The organism is Serratia sp. CoH_122_TC_1, assembly GCF_058191755.1.
Map to the genome: position 1 here is coordinate 271,978 of NZ_JBXWLA010000002.1, position 18,897 is coordinate 290,874.

At 53.3% G+C, this 18,897-nt stretch carries 18 protein-coding genes; 10 read left to right on the top strand and 8 right to left on the bottom strand.

All coding sequences use genetic code 11. The features are described 5' to 3' along the window. Positions 1-211 precede the first annotated feature (211 nt). The 4 genes from AC2FC2_RS03920 to AC2FC2_RS03935 all read left to right on the top strand — a co-directional run bounded on the left by AC2FC2_RS03920 (position 212) and on the right by AC2FC2_RS03935 (position 4,977). A complete protein-coding gene (locus AC2FC2_RS03920) occupies positions 212-1,132 on the top strand; it encodes a Kdo(2)-lipid IV(A) acyltransferase (RefSeq protein WP_037423910.1) in 921 nt (306 codons plus the stop codon). 99 nt (positions 1,133-1,231) lie between these two features. Beyond that, a complete protein-coding gene (locus tag AC2FC2_RS03925) occupies positions 1,232-1,516 on the top strand; it encodes a YciI family protein (protein WP_490658781.1) in 285 nt (94 codons plus the stop codon). 195 nt (positions 1,517-1,711) lie between these two features. Then, positions 1,712-2,950, top strand: coding sequence for a multidrug efflux MFS transporter MdtG (mdtG, locus tag AC2FC2_RS03930; protein ID WP_209632712.1), 1,239 nt, complete (start codon positions 1,712-1,714; stop codon positions 2,948-2,950). Positions 2,951-3,423: 473 nt separating this feature from the next. Continuing rightward, a complete protein-coding gene (locus AC2FC2_RS03935) occupies positions 3,424-4,977 on the top strand; it encodes a peptide MFS transporter (RefSeq protein WP_265554985.1) in 1,554 nt (517 codons plus the stop codon). Between the two features lie 49 nt (positions 4,978-5,026). Here AC2FC2_RS03935 and AC2FC2_RS03940 read toward each other — a convergent pair whose 3' ends face one another. Genes AC2FC2_RS03940 through AC2FC2_RS03955 form a run of 4 tightly spaced genes read right to left on the bottom strand, consistent with a single transcriptional unit; the run spans position 5,027 to position 6,591 of the window. Beyond that, entirely contained in the window at positions 5,027-5,425 is a 399-nt protein-coding gene (locus AC2FC2_RS03940) for a VOC family protein (protein WP_265554987.1), read from the bottom strand. Next, the gene (locus AC2FC2_RS03945) at positions 5,425-5,844 is read right to left on the bottom strand and encodes a YeeE/YedE family protein (protein WP_209632709.1); all 420 of its coding nucleotides are present in this window, start codon (positions 5,842-5,844) and stop codon (positions 5,425-5,427) included. The genes AC2FC2_RS03940 and AC2FC2_RS03945 overlap by 1 nt, the downstream gene beginning before the upstream one ends. 4 nt (positions 5,845-5,848) lie before the next feature. After that, positions 5,849-6,283 (bottom strand): YeeE/YedE family protein, encoded by a 435-nt coding sequence (locus AC2FC2_RS03950; RefSeq protein ID WP_209632708.1) that lies wholly within the window; start codon positions 6,281-6,283, stop codon positions 5,849-5,851. Continuing rightward, positions 6,280-6,591, bottom strand: coding sequence for an ArsR/SmtB family transcription factor (locus AC2FC2_RS03955; RefSeq protein ID WP_209632707.1), 312 nt, complete (start codon positions 6,589-6,591; stop codon positions 6,280-6,282). Before AC2FC2_RS03955 ends, AC2FC2_RS03950 begins: the two co-directional genes overlap by 4 nt. A 141-nt stretch (positions 6,592-6,732) precedes the next feature. On the opposite strand from AC2FC2_RS03955, the gene AC2FC2_RS03960 reads away from it, so the two are divergent. Continuing rightward, the gene (locus AC2FC2_RS03960; protein ID WP_209632706.1) at positions 6,733-7,494 is read left to right on the top strand and encodes an AraC family transcriptional regulator; all 762 of its coding nucleotides are present in this window, start codon (positions 6,733-6,735) and stop codon (positions 7,492-7,494) included. Here AC2FC2_RS03960 and leuA read toward each other — a convergent pair. Then, on the bottom strand, positions 7,479-9,149 hold the full coding sequence (gene leuA / locus AC2FC2_RS03965) for a 2-isopropylmalate synthase (protein ID WP_490658782.1): 1,671 nt from the start codon (positions 9,147-9,149) through the stop codon (positions 7,479-7,481). The genes AC2FC2_RS03960 and leuA overlap by 16 nt on opposite strands. Positions 9,150-9,356: 207 nt before the next feature. On the opposite strand from leuA, the gene AC2FC2_RS03970 reads away from it, so the two are divergent. Both AC2FC2_RS03970 and AC2FC2_RS03975 read left to right on the top strand, forming a co-directional pair. Then, positions 9,357-9,734, top strand: a complete 378-nt coding sequence (locus AC2FC2_RS03970; RefSeq protein WP_209632704.1) for a MysB family protein — start codon at positions 9,357-9,359, stop codon at positions 9,732-9,734. A gap of 63 nt (positions 9,735-9,797) precedes the next feature. Beyond that, positions 9,798-10,346, top strand: a complete 549-nt coding sequence (locus tag AC2FC2_RS03975; RefSeq protein WP_490658783.1) for a GNAT family N-acetyltransferase — start codon at positions 9,798-9,800, stop codon at positions 10,344-10,346. A gap of 2 nt (positions 10,347-10,348) precedes the next feature. Here AC2FC2_RS03975 and AC2FC2_RS03980 read toward each other — a convergent pair whose 3' ends face one another. The 3 genes from AC2FC2_RS03980 to mdoG form a co-directional block, all read right to left on the bottom strand. Further along, a complete protein-coding gene (locus AC2FC2_RS03980; protein WP_265554997.1) occupies positions 10,349-10,594 on the bottom strand; it encodes a YceK/YidQ family lipoprotein in 246 nt (81 codons plus the stop codon). 162 nt (positions 10,595-10,756) lie between these two features. Further along, positions 10,757-13,318, bottom strand: a complete 2,562-nt coding sequence (gene mdoH, locus AC2FC2_RS03985) for a glucans biosynthesis glucosyltransferase MdoH (RefSeq protein WP_209632701.1) — start codon at positions 13,316-13,318, stop codon at positions 10,757-10,759. Beyond that, a complete protein-coding gene (gene mdoG / locus AC2FC2_RS03990; RefSeq protein WP_209632700.1) occupies positions 13,311-14,879 on the bottom strand; it encodes a glucans biosynthesis protein MdoG in 1,569 nt (522 codons plus the stop codon). Before mdoG ends, mdoH begins: the two co-directional genes overlap by 8 nt. 259 nt (positions 14,880-15,138) lie before the next feature. Between mdoG and mdoC the strand changes: the two genes are divergently transcribed. The 3 genes from mdoC (at position 15,139) to AC2FC2_RS04005 (ending at position 18,846) form a co-directional block, all read left to right on the top strand. Next, positions 15,139-16,269, top strand: a complete 1,131-nt coding sequence (mdoC, locus tag AC2FC2_RS03995; protein ID WP_209632699.1) for a glucans biosynthesis protein MdoC — start codon at positions 15,139-15,141, stop codon at positions 16,267-16,269. A 325-nt stretch (positions 16,270-16,594) separates the two neighbouring features. Beyond that, positions 16,595-16,822 carry a hypothetical protein gene (locus AC2FC2_RS04000; protein ID WP_209632698.1) on the top strand — a complete coding sequence of 76 codons (228 nt, stop codon included), beginning with the start codon at positions 16,595-16,597 and terminating at the stop codon, positions 16,820-16,822. 302 nt (positions 16,823-17,124) lie between these two features. Beyond that, on the top strand, positions 17,125-18,846 hold the full coding sequence (locus AC2FC2_RS04005; protein ID WP_209632697.1) for a potassium/proton antiporter: 1,722 nt from the start codon (positions 17,125-17,127) through the stop codon (positions 18,844-18,846). Positions 18,847-18,897: the final 51 nt, after the last annotated feature.

Consider the following 18,897-nt stretch of genomic DNA (forward strand, 5'->3'; position numbering starts at 1 on the left):
GCGGTATCGTCGGATTATTCATCAATTGATATCGATTCATCACCGAAAATGATGTTTTAATGCGGTGCCTTTTCACGTTGCGTGAGAAAAATGTCACAATAGTTGGTTATAAACGGCAGAAAAAGAATGCCTGGCAAAATTGCCTTTGGGTGATGGCCCCTGGTATTACTCTGTTATTATTGTCAAATGACTGCTTCTAAGCTGAGAACACATGACTCAAGTTCCTTCTTTTAATCGCTCTTTATTGCACCCACGCTACTGGCTTACCTGGTTCGGCATCGGTTTGCTCTATTTGCTGGTCCTGCTGCCTTACCCCGTCATCTATCGCCTTGGCACCTCGCTGGGTCGTTTCTCCATGCGCTTTCTTAAGCGCCGAGTGGCGATTGCTCAGCGTAACCTGGTGCTGTGTTTCCCAGACATGCCGCAGGCAGAGCGCGATGCATTGGTTGTGCAGAATTTTGAATCTGTCGGTATGGGGCTATTTGAAACCGGTATGGCGTGGTTTTGGCCAAACTGGCGAATCGAGCGCTGGTTCCAGGTCAGTGGACTGGAACATATTCAGAAGGCGAAAGATAACCATCAGGGGGTTTTGCTGATCGGTCTGCATTTTCTGACGCTGGAACTGGGTGCCCGTATATTTGGTATTCACAATCCGGGCATCGGGGTTTACCGGCCGCATGACAACAAACTGATGGACTGGCTACAGACCTGGGGGCGTATGCGTTCCAACAAGTCCATGTTGGACCGTAAAGACGTCAAAGGTATGATCCGGGCGCTGAAACAAGGTGACATCATCTGGTACGCCCCAGATCACGACTACGGCCCACGCAGCAGCGTGTTTGCTCCCCTGTTCGCCGTGGAAAAAGCCGCCACCACCACGGGTAGCTACGTGTTGGTACGGATGGGTAAACCTGCCATTATTCCCTTTACTCCACGCCGCTTACCCGATGCAAAAGGGTATGAGTTGATTATGCAGCCGGCGGTGGAAAACTTCCCGCTGGATAATGAGCTCGAAGCTGCCGCTTTTATGAATAAAGTGGTAGAGAAGGAAATCCTGATGGCGCCGGATCAATACATGTGGCTACACCGCCGCTTCAAAACCCGGCCGGAAGGCGAGCCTTCTCTCTATTGACCCCTAACCCGCCGTTTGGCGGGTTTTTTATACCGCAGATCTTGAGAAACGTCGGCAACGGTGGGATGGTAAGCCTTTGTCGCTCATCCTGGAGTTGTTATGTACATCGTTAACCTCACCTACCACCGCCCGATAGCAGAAGTGGACGGTCACCTTGAAGGGCATGTCGCCTGGCTGAAGAAATATTTCGAGGACGGCACCTTTATCGCCTCCGGCCGCAAGAACCCACGTACCGGCGGTGTAATCCTGGTGAAAGGCATCGAACGTTCGCAATTGGATGCCATTGTGGCGCAAGATCCCTTCAATGCCGTTGCCCACTATGAGATTACCGATGTCGCCCTCTCGACCACGTCCAAGGGTTTCGAACAGCTCGCTGGGCTTTAAATAGGCTTTTTCCGCGCGCACAGCGCGGAATATTGCCAATACGCTATTTTTAAAACTTTATTTCATTTTCCTCGCATCCCCCACCACATCAATTGATGCCGTCTATAATTAAGCGCATACTTACCAGGCTAACTTTTTTGCTTTGCTCCTTGCCTCCACACAAAAGCAAAGCGTCCTCCTCAGCAGCAGGCACTTATGGCTTCGGCACCAGACCCCATCAACTGGAAACGCAATCTTTTTGTCACCTGGCTAGGGTGTTTCCTCACCGGCGCCGCATTCAGCCTGATCATGCCTTTCCTTCCGCTTTATGTAGAAACCCTTGGTGTAACCGGTCACGAAGCGCTGAATATGTGGTCTGGATTGGTATTCAGTATTACCTTCCTATTTTCTGCAATTGCCTCCCCATTCTGGGGGGGATTGGCTGACCGCCGTGGGCGTAAGCTCATGCTGCTACGTTCGGCGTTGGGGATGTCGATTGTGATGCTGTTGATGGGAATGGCGCAAAATATATGGCAGTTTTTGGCGCTACGAGCAGTTCTGGGTCTCCTCGGCGGCTTTATTCCCAATGCTAACGCGCTAATTGCCACGCAGGTGCCAAGAAATCGCAGCGGGTGGGCCTTGGGCACGCTATCGACAGGCGGCGTCAGCGGTGCATTGATTGGGCCACTGATCGGCGGTCTGTTAGCCGATCAGTACGGATTGCGGCCTGTGTTCTATATCACTGCTGCCGTGCTGTTGGTCTGCTTTATCCTGACGCTGCTGTGCGTAAAAGAACAATTCACCCCAGTGCAGAAAAAGGACATGCTGCACGCCCGGCAGGTGTTCGCTGCGCTGAAAAGCCCCAAGCTGATCCTCAGTCTGTTTGTCACAACCATGATTATTCAAATTGCCACCGGGTCCATTGCACCTATTCTGACGCTGTATGTCCGCGATTTAGCTGGCAATATTCATAACCTGGCCTTTGTCAGCGGTTTGATCGCCTCGGTACCGGGCGTCGCCGCGCTGATGAGTGCCCCCCGTCTGGGCAAACTGGGTGACAGGATCGGTCCAGAACGCATTCTGGTCGTTATGCTGATCGTCTCGGTGTTGTTGCTGATCCCCATGGCCTTTGTGCAAACGCCATGGCAGTTGGGTGTATTACGCTTCCTGCTTGGCGCTGCCGACGGCGCGCTATTACCGGCTGTGCAAACACTGCTGATCTACAACTGTACCAACCAGGTCGCCGGACGGATATTTAGCTATAACCAGTCTTTCCGCGACATCGGCAACGTCAGCGGTCCGCTGTTAGGGGCAGCAGTATCTGCCAGTTATGGCTTCCGTACGGTATTTTGCGTCACTGCTTTGGTGGTGCTATTCAACGCCATTTATTCCTGGTGGTGTTTACAACGGCGTCCGGCACGAATGAGAGAAGATACCCTGCAGGAAGAGCAATAGCTGTATTTATCACCAACTCCCTCACCTAAATGGGTCGATGGCCCGTTTACCCTACTTTTAGTATTGATACCCCATGCAGTCTCTTCTGCAACGACAACAAACACAATCACGTTTTAATTATTTGTTTTTAAACAAATAATAAACTTTTAGCGCAATAAACCGCCTGTCAATAACATTCCTTTCCCAACCAACATAAAAACCAGAAAAGTAGATGTTTGTCGACTTTTCATCTAAAAAATGGGATACAGGGACTAGACAAAACCATCATCCAGTTATCAAATGGTTAAATAATATCACGCCCAATGTAAACCATTGGCCAAGTGAAAAAAGACCAACGCGCTTTCCACGGTTAACGGGCGCTGCGGCCGCGGTTTTGTCGGGTAATCCGCACTGGGTGGGTCACCTTCCTTAAATACACATACATACCACAGTATAAGCTGCATCAATGCAGCGCATTTTATTGGGAAGACGTTATGCAATCCTCTGTTAATAAACAAGAAAGTCGGACATTCTTCGGCCATCCCTATCCGCTGGGATCCCTATTTTTTACAGAAATGTGGGAGCGGTTCTCGTTTTACGGTATTCGCCCATTACTGATCCTGTTTATGGCCGCGACGGTCTATGACGGGGGTATGGGTCTCGCACGTGAAAATGCCTCGGCAATTGTGGGTATTTTCGCCGGCAGTATGTACCTTGCCGCCCTGCCGGGCGGCTGGTTAGCAGATAACTGGCTTGGCCAGCAAAAAGCCGTCTGGTACGGCTCGATTATGATCGCCCTTGGTCATCTGTCGATCGCCCTGTCCGCCATCATGGGCAATAACCTGTTCTTCATTGGTCTGATGTTTATCGTGCTGGGTTCCGGTTTATTTAAAACCTGTATCTCGGTGATGGTGGGCACCCTGTATAAAAAAGGCGACAATCGCCGTGACGGTGGCTTCTCGCTGTTCTATATGGGCATCAACATGGGCTCATTTATCGCCCCGTTGATCTCTGGCTGGTTGATTCGTTCGCACGGCTGGCATTGGGGCTTCGGCATCGGGGGTATCGGTATGCTGGTGGCACTGGTGATCTTCCGCGTCTTTGCGGTACCGGCGATGAAACGCTATGACAGCGAAGTTGGCCTGGACTCAACCTGGAATAGCCCTGTAACCAAGAAAAATGGCGTTGGTGCCTGGTTGATTGCATTGGCCATCGGCGTCGCCGTGGTTGTTACCCTGATTGCCCAAGGCATCATCGTGATTAACCCTGTCGCCGTAGCCAGCATGCTGGTATACGTCATCGCGGCCTCGGTAACCCTGTACTTTATTTACCTGTTCGTGTTTGCCGGCCTTAGTCGCAAAGAACGCGCGCGCCTGCTGGTGTGCTTTATTCTGCTGGTATCTGCGGCGTTCTTCTGGTCCGCTTTCGAACAGAAACCAACATCGTTCAACTTGTTCGCCAACGACTACACCAACCGTATGATTGGCGACTTCGAGATCCCTGCGGTGTGGTTCCAGTCAATCAACGCGCTGTTCATTATTCTGCTTGCCCCGGTGTTTAGCTGGGCATGGCCTGCTCTGGCACGCAATAAAGTGCGCCTGAGCAGCATCACCAAGTTTGTTATCGGTATTCTGTTTGCCGCGGCAGGTTTTGGTCTGATGATGCTGGCAGCACAGAACGTGCTGGGCAATGCTGGCGCAGGTGTATCCCCGCTGTGGCTGGTTGGCAGTATTTTGATGCTGACACTGGGTGAGCTGTGCCTTAGCCCAATCGGGCTGGCAACCATGACGCTGTTGGCGCCAGAAAGAATGCGCGGCCAGATGATGGGCCTGTGGTTCTGTGCCAGTGCGCTGGGCAACCTGGCCGCAGGCCTGATTGGTGGCCATGTAAAAGCCGACCAACTGGAAATGCTGCCTGACCTGTTTGCCCGCTGCTCTATTGCGCTGTTGATCTGCGCCGCAGTATTGACGCTGCTGATCGTACCGATCCGCCGCATGCTGGAAAATACCCAGGGTAAAAGCGCACAGAAACCGGCAACCAATGCCTGATAACGGTTTCGCTTAACCCTTCAGCCAGCGCCCGGTGCGCTGGCTTTTTTTATGCTTCCCACGCCCGTTGTTGTAACACTACCCGATAACCGTCCAGATCTTCGAATGTCCGCCCGTTGACATCCCAATAGGGGTTATATGCCGCAACGCGCCTAAAACCGGCGGCCGACATACGTTGGCATCCTGCCAGCCACGCCTTTTCATCCGGTAAATAAAACACCAGCAGATGGTCCTGCGTCGGCGCCTGCCCCACGTTGACACCGCGATGGTGAGTGAATTCCAGGTGGTAACCATGCTCCGGATGCCCAACCATCACGCCGTCAAATCCCTGATGATCCTCGAACTCACCCAGCCGTTCGAAACCCAGCCCTTGGCAGTACAGGGCCGCTATCTCCTGTAACCTGTCGGTCGGACGTGCAATACGCAGCACCGCGTTAGCTGTTGCCATTATTTTCTCCGTAGTATCATCGTTTCATACAGGGCCATTCCCACCAACATCGCCACAACAAACTGCACCCCAGCCAAGGATCCCGCTCCGGCAAGTACCCAGGCCGGCCCTGGGCAAATGCCCGCCATTCCCCAACCAATCCCGAATAACGCACTGCCGATCAGTAAACGACGATCCAGGCGTCTGTTGGTGGGAATCTGCATCTCCTCACCCAGTAAAGCATGCTGCCGACGACGCGCCCAAAGGAATGCGGGTGCCGCCACGGCTATCGCCCCCACCATGACCAAAGCCAATGACGGATCCCACTGACCGGTAATATCGAGAAAAGCCACTACTTTGGCCGGATTAGCCATCCCGGCAATCATCAAACCGAGACCGAAAATAGCGCCACTCAGTAAAGCAAACAGGAGTTTGAACATGCGGTTAAGCCCCCACCCAATGACGGACGGCCCATACCGTAATAAAGCCCAGCAGCATAAATACCGCCGTAGCCGCCAGCGAACGCGGCGCTAATCTTGCCGTGCCGCAAACACCGTGACCGCTGGTGCAGCCACCGCCCAACCGCGTTCCCAAACCAACCAGCAATCCCGCAGAAATCAGCCATAAACTGCTGCCACTGATCGGCATTACCGGTAAGGGTACCGCCATACGGTACAGCCAGGGAGAAATCAGTAACCCGATAAGAAATGCGGCCCGCCAACGCTTCTCTTTGCCTTGAGGTGTCAACAGGCCACCGGTAATCCCACTGATACCCGCAATACGGCCGTTAAACAGCAACAGCAGTGCCACCGCAATACCGATAATGCCCCCCCCAATCAGGGATGACGCTGGCGTAAAGTGCTGCCAATCGATGCTCATCGTGACTCTCCCGGTTGCGGACAATAGAGCTGATACAACGTATGGATCACCGCCAAGGCTTTTTCATCACTCACGACGTAGTAGATTTGCTTACCCTCCCGACGCGTTGACACCAGCCCTTCCTGCCGCAATACACCAAGCTGCTGCGAAAGGGTTGGCTGACGAATATCCAGCGCCAGCGCCAATTCCCCTACCGACATTTCACCCTGGCTGAGCTGGCAAAGAAGTAGCAAACGGTCCTCATTACCCAGCGCCCGCAGCAGCGTTCCTGCCTGTGCCGCCGCCTGTCGCATACTGCCGATATCCATTGCTTCACCCCAAACAATATACTAAATTATATATTATATGTTTATATACTATAATTTATCACTCTGCCATAGGCTGGTACGAAATGTTTCAGCATGGCATGCTGCCGTTATCATTTCTCCGCGTATCGGGATGCCCCAATAATGCTGCTTTTCCATGGCGCTGTGCCCGCCAATCGCTCAATTGTGCCGGTCTCCAAAGATTATCAACACGGCGACTTCGAACCGCCTCACTACCATGACTGTGCGCAATTAATTCACAGTCTTAGCGGCGTGGTACAGGTGAATACCCGTCAGGGAAGCTGGGTGGTGCCACCTGGGCGGGGTGTCTGGTTGCCTGCACGGGTTGAACACAGCCTACGCATCACCGGCAGAGTGGCGGCAAGAGCCCTATTGGTCGATCCGCTGGCACGCGCCGATCTCCCTGCACGCTGCGAGGTGGTACAAATCTCACCGCTGCTGCGCGAGCTGATTATCTGCGCGATGGATATTGCGGTGGATTATCCCGTAGGCGGTCGTGAGGAGCGGATCATGGAGCTGATTCTGGATGAGTTGCGCGTCCTGCCGATTCTGCCGTTGAATTTGCCAGAACCCCGCAGTGAAGCTTTACTGTCGTTGTGCAGACATATTCAGCAATCCTTGGCACACCCCTGGGAATTAGAGCACGCCGCCGGTTACATCAACGTCAGCGGCCGCACACTGTCGCGCCGATTCCAACGAGAGACAGGGTTGCGCTTTGGCGATTGGGTACGCCGTGCACGTTTACTGGCCGCACTGAACGCCCTGGCTGCCGGGCATTCAGTATTGGAAGTGGCGCTGGATTTAGGCTACGACAGCCCGAGTGCTTTCAGCGCCATGTTTCGCCGCGTATTGGGCGTTGCACCCAGCGCTTACTTCACCAGGTAGCGCGCCGCAACATTGAATAACGCTTGCAGCGAGGCGCTGGCGGAATCGACGTCGATTCCCACACCGTAAGCGGCCTCGCCATGCGCCAGAGTACAGCGAATATAGGCAACCGCACGGCTGTGGCTCTGATGCCCTAACGTGTGCTCATGGTAGTCTTCTATTGCCATACTCAAGCCAAACCGTTGGCGCAACGCATCCACCGCACTGGACAGCAGGCCGTTGCCAACCCCCAGTAACCGTTGTTGATGCCCGTCAAACAACACCCGAGCACTAAAGCTGTAGGCCTCGACGCCGTGGCTTTCCGTCTGATAGCTCAGCAATTGCAAACGCGGTTGCTCCACCAGACCATAGTTGATACGAAACAAGCGCCACAGCTCGGCAGTGGTCATCTCTTTGCCGCTGCCATCCGTCGCTTGCTGCACCACCTTGCTGAAATCAATCTGTAACCCACGCGGCAACGACAGCCCATGGTTTTGTTCCAGTAACCAAGCCGCCCCGCTTTTGCCTGATTGGCTGTTAACCCGAATCACCGCTTCATAACTGCAACCGACGTCCGCCGGATCAAGCGGCAGATAAGGCACTTGCCACAGACCGTCCTGTCGATGCTGTTGGACAGCAAACCCTTTTTTGATCGCATCTTGATGTGAACCGGAAAAGGCGGTGAAAACCAGCTCGCCAGCATAAGGATGCCGCGGATGTACCGGTAACTGATTACACTGTTCGACCACCTCAACAACGTGCTTCAACTGGCTGAAATCCAGCCCCGGCGCAATGCCCTGGGTATACAGATTGAGTGCCAGCGTCACCAGATCGACATTGCCGGTGCGTTCACCGTTGCCGAACAGGCAACCTTCCACCCGATCGGCACCGGCCAGCATCGCCAGTTCGGCGCAGGCCACCCCCGTCCCCCGATCGTTATGCGGATGCACGCTGATGGTCACGCTGTTACGCTGACTGAAGCGACGACAAAACCACTCAATCTGATCGGCGTAAACATTCGGCGTACTCACTTCGACCGTGGCCGGCAGGTTGATAATCATGGGCCGCCCTGGGCCAGGCTGCCACACATCAGCAACCGCTTCACAAATCTCCAGCGCAAACTCCAGCTCGGTAAAACAAAACGTTTCCGGCGAATACTCAAAAGACCAGGCCGTTTCCGGCTGCAGCTCGCACTGCTGGCGGATGCGCAGTGCACCGTTCACCGCCAGCGCAACCGTCGCCGCCTTGTCCTGCTTGAACACAATGTCGCGGAACATCGGCGCAGTAGCGTTATATAAATGAACGATGGCGCGCGGGATGCCACGCAGTGCCTCAAAAGTTCGATCAATCAGATCATCTCGTGACTGAGTCAGTACCTGAATATTGACGTCATCCGGGATCAGTCGTTCATCAATCAACGAGCGGACAAAATCAAAATCTGTTTGCGACGCAGAAGGAAATGCCACCTCAATCTCTTTGAACCCACACGCCAACAACAACTGGTAGAACTGGCGTTTGCGAACATTATCCATGGGTTCCGCCAGCGCCTGATTGCCGTCACGCAGATCGCTGGAGCACCAGCGGGGAGCCTGCTGCAAGGTACGCCCTGGCCATTGGCGGTCAGGTAACGTCACCGGAGGGAATGGGCGATATTTGATTGATGGATTGGTTAACATGGCGATCTCCTGGGCTGTCATAAGCAATAGCGTATTATTTCCCGCCGGGTGATCCCCTGCTCCAGCTCAGCGGACAACCTTCGTCGCAAAACGGACAATAAAAAATTTGCATCCTGCGCCAGTGCGGCAACAATTAATTCTGATGTTAGCCATGGCGCGTTGCGCCCTTAAAGATCCTTTATTAACCTCATGGGACGGGAGAAGAATATGAGCCTGTATGCAACCCTGGAAGACGCGATTGAAGCAGCACGCGAGGAATTTATTGAATCAGCAGAAGGGGGAGACGATGATGAACCCCCGGTACCGCAGCAGTTCAATCTGCAAAAATACGTGATGTTGGATGGTGAGACCATGTGGCAGGCCGAGTTTTTCGAGCAAGAAGGCGAATCGGTTGAATGTCTGACATTACGCAGTGGTGCCGCTGCCCAAGCCATTTTTGACGGTGATTATGACGAAGTCGAGATTAGCGCCGAATGGATAGACGAAAATACGCTGCACGAGTGGGAAGAAGGTGATTTCCAACTCGACCCACCCTTGGATACCGAAGAGGGCCAGACCGCGGCCGATGAGTGGGACGAACGTTGAATAATAACGGGCGGGAGCAAGCAAAATCCCGCCCATAATCCCCATAATTTTCAAAGAGGCATTATGATTATCCGTCAGGCACGCCCCGAAGATTACCCCGCCATTCTGCAGCTGCAAACACAAAATATCCCGGCCAATTTAAGCGACAGCCAAAAGCGTCAGGGTTTTATTGTTTCTAACATGAACGAAGCGCAATTGGCGCGCATTAACCAGGGGCTCGGTATTCTGGTCGCGGTTGAAGATCGGGCGTTGGCCGGTTTTGTCTGTCTGATGACCACGGACGCACAGCCGCGACCGCCGGTAGTGGATGCAATGCTGGAAAAACTTGCCGGCGAGTCCTTCAACGGACGACCGTTGAGTGAACAGCGGGTATTTATGTACGGCCCGGTGTGCCTGAATACCGCCTGGCGTGGCAAAGGTGTGCTGAAGCAGTTGTTCGCCGCCGTCAAAACGCACACCCGTGAGAGATTTGATGTGGGCGCCCTGTTTATTGACAACAACAACCCGCACTCGTTGGCGGCTCATCAGCAGGGATTAAAAATGACGGTGCTGGCCCCATTCCAGTGCGGCCGGCAAGGGTATCAACTGTTGGTGTTTGCCACTCAAAGCTAACCTTATTCGTAAGGCCCGTGCTGTGCATCAAACGGCAGCATAAAGGTGTCCACCACCATCGACAGCGGCACATCGATCACCGTGACATAGCGCCAGGGCGTATCGCGCAGATCCCATTGCACACCCGGGTAGTATTGATGGCCGTGCCCGGCGCCCGGTACTGTGCGGCTGATAATACTGCCGCAGCCGCTTAACAGCGTCACACCCGTTGCCAATAATGCCAGCCGAAGAAAAGAAGAGAGATTCACCACATTGACTCTTAGACCTGGTTGTTCCGAAAATAAACAACGCCCGGAGCAAATTTTAACATAGTTTTTGCCTTTCAGATTATCAGCATTACGTCAGCGACAAGCCAAAAAAAACGGGGAACACGCTATGCGTATTCCCCGTTGAGACAGCCGATTCAGCGTTTAACGCTGGCCAACCGGATGAGCCTTTTCGTTGTGTGGCAATTGCTGGTAGTGTTCACGCCAGGCGACACCCTCCGGCAACAACCAGACACGTTGATGCAACCGCGACAGGGCAACAGGGTCGCTTAGCAGCTCCAGGCGTTTGCCCTTCACCAATTTCTCTGGCCCCAGTTGCAATGCCTCATTCACCCGTTCTTCACGATTGCGCTCGATAGCACCGCGCAAGTGGTGACGCGCGGTCGCCAGCGCAGCCGCCAACGCGTTAAATGACGGGTTAACCACGGCATGCATAAAGCCATTCGCCAGCGCACGTTCACGGTTAAGCTGCAGATACGCTTCCGTCGCCAGGAGTTCGCGCGGCGGCGAGTACTCTTCTGGGATCAGGAACAGCTTGGCACGCTTACTCTTGATACCCAAGGTTGCTCGGCTCGACAAAGCCGAAACGATCGGTGACAAGATCAGGGAGAAGACAATCGGCGACAACCACCACAGGAAACGCAGATCAAGCCAAGCCATACCGCCAGCCCAGACCAGACCGAGCAGCATCTGTGAACCATGACGTTTAAAGGCTTCGCTCCATGGCGTGTCATCATCGTCACGTTGCGGCGAGTTCCACACCACTTCCCAACCGAGGAAGGCACTGACCACAAACACGGTATGGAACAGCATACGTACGGGCGCCAGCAATACCGAGAACAGCATTTCCAACAGCATTGACAGGAACAGACGTACACCACCGCCATATTCCTTGGCCCCTTTAGCCCAAATCAGCACGATACTGAGCAACTTAGGCAAGAATAACAGCACCAGCGTGGTAGAGAACAGGGCGATCGCCAGTTCAGGACGCCACTGCGGCCATACCGGGAACAGCTGACGTGGCTGCAGGAAGTACTGCGGCTCCATCAGGGTATGCACCACCTGCAATGCGGTAGATAAGGCCAGGAACATAAACCATAGCGGTGCCGACAAATAGGACATCACGCCGGTCAAGAACACTGCACGGTGTACCGGGTGCATGCCTTTGACCAGGAACAGACGGAAGTTCATCAGGTTGCCGTGGCACCAGCGGCGGTCACGTTTCAGTTCATCCAGCAGGTTTGGCGGCAATTCTTCATAGCTGCCCGGCAGATCATAAGCTATCCACACTCCCCAACCGGCACGGCGCATCAGCGCAGCTTCTACAAAGTCATGCGACAAGATAGAACCGGCGAAAGAGCCTTCACCCGGCAACGGTGCCAACGCACAGTGCTCAATAAACGGCTTCACGCGGATAATCGCGTTATGACCCCAGTAGTGAGATTCACCCAACTGCCAAAAATGCAGGCCTGCCGTAAACAGCGGTCCGTAAACCCGGGTAGCAAACTGTTGCACCCGAGCGTACAGCGTATCCATGCCCGACGCTTTCGGCGCAGACTGGATAATACCGGCGTTCGGGTTAGCTTCCATCAAGCGTACCAGACCGGTCAAACACTCACCGCTCATCACGCTGTCAGCGTCCAGAATCACCATGTAGCTGTACTCACCGCCCCAGCGACGACAGAAATCGTCGATGTTACCGCTTTTGCGTTTCACACGGCGGCGGCGGCGGCGGTAGAAGATACGACCGTGGCCGTCTACGTCACGGCACAGTTCCATCCAGGCTTTCTGTTCCGCCATGCAGATATCCGGGTCGTAGCTGTCGCTCAGCACGTAGATATCAAAATGTTCGAGCTGACCGGTGGCGGCAACGGACTCATAGGTCGCACGCAGGCCGGCGAACACACGTTCGACGTCCTCGTTACAGATCGGCATAATCAAGGCGGTACGGTGCGCCGGGTTGATTGGCTCATCGCCCTTGATGGTGGAGGAGATACTGTATTTGTCTTTGCCGATCAGCAACTGCAAGAAGCCCATCAGCGCAGTCCAGAACCCCGCAGAAACCCAGCAGAACAAAATAGCGAACAGGATCAAAATGCCGGTTTGCAGCACATAAGGCAGCAGTTGCAATACTGACTGCATCAGGTCCTGATCCCACATGGCCATTGGATCGATCAACGCCCAGCCCTGATACGGCAAGATGGTTTTCATGTACCACGTGGCGATACCGGTCTGCACCAGCATCAGTACCAACAGCACATAACGGCGCATAGACCCCACCACACGCCAGCGGTTTTCTGCGTCGGCCTCTTCCTTGGTCGCGTGACGATTGTGCGGCGTACGACCTAACAGAGAATCCCAAAAACGCGCCACTGGATTCGTGCGCCACGCTTCGGGGAACATACTGGTACGTTTAATCGGCGGCGTGGCCTTAAGAATGCTGCGCCCTTCCACATCGGTATCAAAATCGTCGTCGCGGACCGCATCCGGCCAGGCGCTTTCAATACGCGCCTTGACCGAGGCCAACGCCACGTCATCCGCCGACAGCGTATCAACGTTGGCATCGGTAGCGCCCATCTTACGATGGAGCGCCTCCAGTGCCTGAGCGTCATCCGCACCCGGTTGTGGTTTAAGCGCCTCTGACCGCTCAGCGGTCAGAGGCATTGCCGCAAGATAATCCTGGGCACGTTGAGTAGGCTTATTCATTGGCAGGTAGCTGATAGCTCCAGGTTTCAGACAGGGTCTTATCACCATTGACCAGCGCTGCGCGCATTTCTACCGGCTTTTTGTCGTCTTTAACTTTCAGACGCAGCGTCAAACGCCAGCCTTTGGTCACTGGGTTATAGCGGACATTGTTTTCTACCATTTCCCCGTTATCGCCGATACTCACTTGAGCGGCAACCGGTGTAGCGCCGTCCAGGCCTTTCAGCACTGGGCCAACGAAGTCAACCAGGAAGGCCACGCTACCATCGGGTTCACGAATCAGGTTGGACTGTTTCACGTCACCGGTAGAACGCATGGTTTGGCTAACATACGCAATGTCCTGCGAATGCAGTTTGTCTTCATCACGCGTGAAATGCAGACGATAGCTCAGGGTCAACGCTGTTTTAGCGTCCGGTAAGACGTCCGGCGTCCAGAAGGCAACAATGTTGTCATTGGTTTCGTCCGCCGTTGGGATTTCCACCAGCTCAACTTTACCCTTGCCCCAGTCACCGCGCGGCTCAATCCAGGCACTTGGACGCAGATCGTAACGATCGTCCAGATCTTCGTAATCCTTGAAATTGCGACCACGCTGCAGCAGACCGAAACCTTTAGGATTTTCGACCTGATAAGTGCTGACTGACAGGTGCTTCGGATTATTCAGCGGACGCCAGATCCATTCGCCATTACCCGCATGGATCGACAAACCATTGGAGTCATGCAATGCCGGACGGTAGTTCAGGGTTGGCGACGGCTGACTTGGCCCGAACAGGTACATACTGGTTAGCGGTGCCATGCCCAGCTTGCCGACCTTGTCGCGCAGGAACACTTTAGACTCGACGTCCACAGTGGTATCGCGGCCCGGATAGACCACAAAACGGTAAGCCCCGGTGGCACGCGGCGAATCCAACAGCGCGTAAATCACCAGATGCTTGTCGCCTTGCTTAGGACGTTCGACCCAGAATTCGCGGAAACGCGGGAACTCTTCGCCTGAAGGGAGCGCGGTATCAATCGCCAAGCCACGCGCTGACAGCCCGTACACCTGCCCTTTACCCACCACGCGGAAGTAACTCGCGCCCAGCAGGCTCATAATTTCGTCGTTCTTGTCTGCACTGTTGATCGGGTAAATCACCTTGAAACCAGCAAAGCCAAGGTTTTTCACAGAATCCGGATCGTGCTTCACCGAACCAAAGTTGAAGTAGTCAGGGCTGTACTTGATCTCTTTTACACTTGTTGCGGTGACTTCGTTGATTTTCACCGGCGTGTCGAAGTACATCCCCTGATGATAAAACTCAAGCTTGAAAGGGGTTTTCAGTTTGTTCCAATAGGCTTTATCGTGATTGAACTGAATCTGCTGGTAATCCGCGAATTTCATCTCACGGAATTGAGAAGGAAGGTTGCTCTTCGGAGCCTCAAAGCCTTTCCCTGCCAGATCCTGCGCCTGCTTGGCAACATCATCGATAGAAAAAGCCCATGCTTGCGAAGTAAACAGCGTGAACAAAACGGTCGCACCTAACCAACGTACGCTCGCGGCGCGTGGCTTTTTGGATAATATATTAACTAGCACATCCCCCCCTATTCGTGTGCTCAAATCATTTAAATCCATATTAATGGATTATTCAGCTTTCCGACAACATGATAAATGGATGGTTCATGTTTATGGCTCATTGTTTAAGCAGCTGACTAAACACCAGCGTAGCAAGCCGCGCAACAAGACGCTATGGAAAAATGTGAAACGGTATAGTAGGGTTTGGGATTGCGATTTAACCATTGCCGACTTATTAAGCGTGTTAATGACCTCTCGATAAAATCACCAGCGGTAACCTATGACAAACGGCAGCAACCAACGCGAGTTTTTCCTCGATTCAATCCGGGCTTATTTGATGTTGCTCGGCATCCCTTTTCATCTCTCCTTGATCTATTCAAGCCATGCCTGGGCAGTAAACAGCGCTACGCCCTCATTCTCGCTGACAGTGCTGAACGACTTCATTCATGCCTTCCGCATGCAGGTGTTCTTCGTGATTTCAGGCTACTTCTCCTACATGCTATATGAACGCTATGAGCGCCATAAGTGGTTGAAGGTCAGACTGGAACGCGTCGCAATCCCATTACTGAGCTCGATCCCGTTAATAACTGTTCCCCAATTTTTCATGCTGAAATATTTCACCGATAAATTAAACGGCTGGGACAACTTTTCGCTCTACCAGAAAATAAATGTAACGGTTTGGGAACTGATTTCTCACCTGTGGTTTTTATTAACGCTGTCATTACTGACCACCGCCTGTTTTTATCTTTTCAAAAAGATCAAGGCGCAAAAAACGCAGGTCATTCCCTATCCCATAAATAAAATGACTGGATTAGGAAACATCTCACTGTTCTTTCTTATTTATGCGTTATGCTATTCGGCCGCGCACCGTATTATTTTAATTGTCGCCCCTCATTTACTGTCCAACGGCATGTTCAATTTCGTGGTGATGGAGACGATGTTCTACCTGCCGTTCTTTATCCTTGGCGCTTACGCATTTAAGTACGTGTGGCTTAAAGAGATTTTCCTCAAACCTTCGGCCTGGTCGCTGCTGGGCTCCTTGCTGTTGTTCATAGCCTACATGCTGAATCAGAAGTATCTGGCCCACAGTAGCTATATGTTCGAGCTGGAAGTGCTGATCAAAACCCTGTTGGGGATCCTGATGGCCAACGTGATTTTCTCATTCGGGCATAACCTGCTGAACTATCATTCGCCACGAATCACTTATCTGGTCAATGCATCGCTGTTTATATATCTGGTGCACCATCCGCTGACTCTGATATATGGCGCTTTTGTGACGCCGCATATCAACAATAACCTACTGGGTTTTCTGGCAGGATTGGTGTTTGTCTTCTCCTGCGCCTTCGCCTTATATGAGTTGCACAAGCGCATTCCGCTGATTCGTTTCCTGTTCTCCGGTAAGCCGCAATAAGCCAACCGCCCGGTAATCGTTTCTGCTTACCGGGCCCTTCACTGTCATATCGCTGTACATCAGAACCGCTATCATTTCTCCCACGCCAGAGCGGCCCTCCATTTCCGATACTGAGCACACATTGCTCACACCCATGGCGAAAGTTAAGGCAAAGTTATGCTGGAGCATATTGTTGCTAGTTGTTATAACTGCAACGCATAAGTGGAAATCCACATCCCTGCCTTACGGTAGCGATTGGGCTCAATGAACCCTGAGGGACGGCATTGCCGTTATCGCGGCAAAGCTTGCAGTATCGCCCTTCCGTCACGACAGAGAGGATTTTTTAATGACTGATGATAAAGACACTTCGGCGCAGGAAGCCGTACCGGAAAATGCCACCCTATTGAAAATCCTTGGTCGGTTACTTTCCGCACTGGATTCGTCAATCAGCGGCAAGGATCGCAGTATTCTGGTCACTGAGCTCTCCAGCCTCAACCTTGATGGCATTTCAGAGTCAGAACGAAAACTGGCGGCTGAGCTGATCAAGCGAGCCCTGCAATCACTCGATCATTAACGACACCCTGCCTGCAAACCATTAAGCCTCCTCGCGGGGGTTTAATGGTTTTTCCTGCTCACTACCGCTACAGAAAGCAGGATTATTGAACGCATAGAACTACAGTGTTCTGATAAATATAGGTAAAAGTAAGAAGTTCACCCATTTCTCTGCCCTTCCTCATGCTTCCCCTCTTAAATGACAATAAATGCAAAATCTTTTCCTAATCAGCCTTGGCGTTTTACCCAAAAAACAGGCTATCATCATGGGGTATCTGCGCCCGCGCGCAACGCCTTTTCCCCAGCCTGCAGGAGAACGTTATTTTGGATGCCAGCACCATTAACAGTTTGTTCATCATCGGTGCCGTGTTGGTGGGAGCAAGTATTCTTCTCAGTTCATTTTCTTCGCGTCTGGGTATTCCCATCCTGGTCATCTTCCTGGCCATAGGCATGTTGGCAGGTGTCGATGGGCCGGGCGGCATCGTATTCAGTAATTATCCTGTGGCCTATCTCGTCAGCAACCTGGCACTCGCCGTGATTCTGCTGGACGGGGGGATGCGTACCCGCGTCAGTTCATTCCGTGTTGCACTCTGGCCCGCGCTCTCTCTTGCGACCATCGGGGTGGTGATCACCGCGGGGTTGACCGGCCTCGCTGCCGCCTGGCTGTTCAACCTCGATCTGTTGCAGGGCATGCTGATTGGCGCCATTATCGGCTCTACCGACGCCGCTGCGGTATTTTCATTGCTGGGCGGTAAAGGGCTTAACGAACGTGTCAGTGCCACGCTGGAGATTGAATCTGGCAGCAACGACCCAATGGCGGTGTTTCTTACCATCACCCTGATTGCGATGATCGCCGCCGGCGAAACCACCCTGAGCTGGATGTTCCCTCTCCACCTACTGCAACAGTTTGGTATGGGGATCGTATTTGGTCTTGGCGGCGGTTGGCTGTTACTGACGTTAATCAACCATATCAAACTGGCAGAAGGCTTATATCCATTGCTCGCCGTGAGCGGCGGCATCTTAATCTTTGCGCTGACAACGGCACTGGACGGCAGCGGCATTCTGGCGGTGTATCTGTGCGGCCTGATGTTGGGCAATCGTCCTATCCGCAACCGGCATGGCATTGTCCAAACCTTTGACGGCTTGGCTTGGTTGAGCCAAATCGGCATGTTTCTGGTGTTGGGCCTGCTGCTCAACCCGCACGAGTTGTTGCCTATCGCCATCCCTGCCCTGCTGCTGTCGCTATGGATGATTTTGTTCGCCAGGCCGCTTTCGGTGTTTATCGGGTTGCTGCCGTTCCGCAGCTTTACCCTGCGCGAGCGCAGCTTTATCTCCTGGGTCGGTCTACGCGGCGCCGTACCGGTTATTCTTGCCGTCTTCCCAATGATGGCTGGGTTGCCCAATGCGCAGCTGTTCTTCAATGTGGCTTTCTTTGTCGTATTGGTTTCATTGCTGCTGCAAGGCACAACGCTGTCGTTCGCTGCGAGAAAAGCCAAGGTGATCGTCCCACCCGCACTGGCACCGATTTCCCGGGTTGGGTTAGACGTACACCCAGAAAACCAGTGGGAGCAGTTTGTTTATCAACTCTCGTCAGAAAATTGGTGCGTCGGCGCAGCGCTGCGTGAACTTAAAATGCCCCCCGGCACGCGTATTGCCGCACTCTTCCGCGGGAAGGAATTGTTGCACCCTAGCGGCAGTACACGGCTGCGTGAGGATGACATTCTGTGCGTTATCGGCCACGAACATGATTTGCCCGTCCTGGGGAAACTGTTCAGCCAGGCGCCAGTAGTGACGCTGGATGAGCGGTTCTTCGGCGACTTTATCTTGCAGTCGGACGCACGCCTAAGCGACATTTCGCAAGTGTATGGGCTTAACCTGCATGAAGGTGTGGATGAGCAACAAACGCTTGGCCAATTCGTGATTCAACTGATTGGCGGTGAGCCCGTGGTGGGCGATCAGGTTGAATGGGATGGCCTGACCTGGACCATTGCTGAAATGGATGGCAATGCCATCAGTAAGATTGGCGTAAGAATTGTTACTGACTGATCCTTGAGCAACATAGGCCGTTGCGTCTCACTACCCGCAGCGGCCACCTCA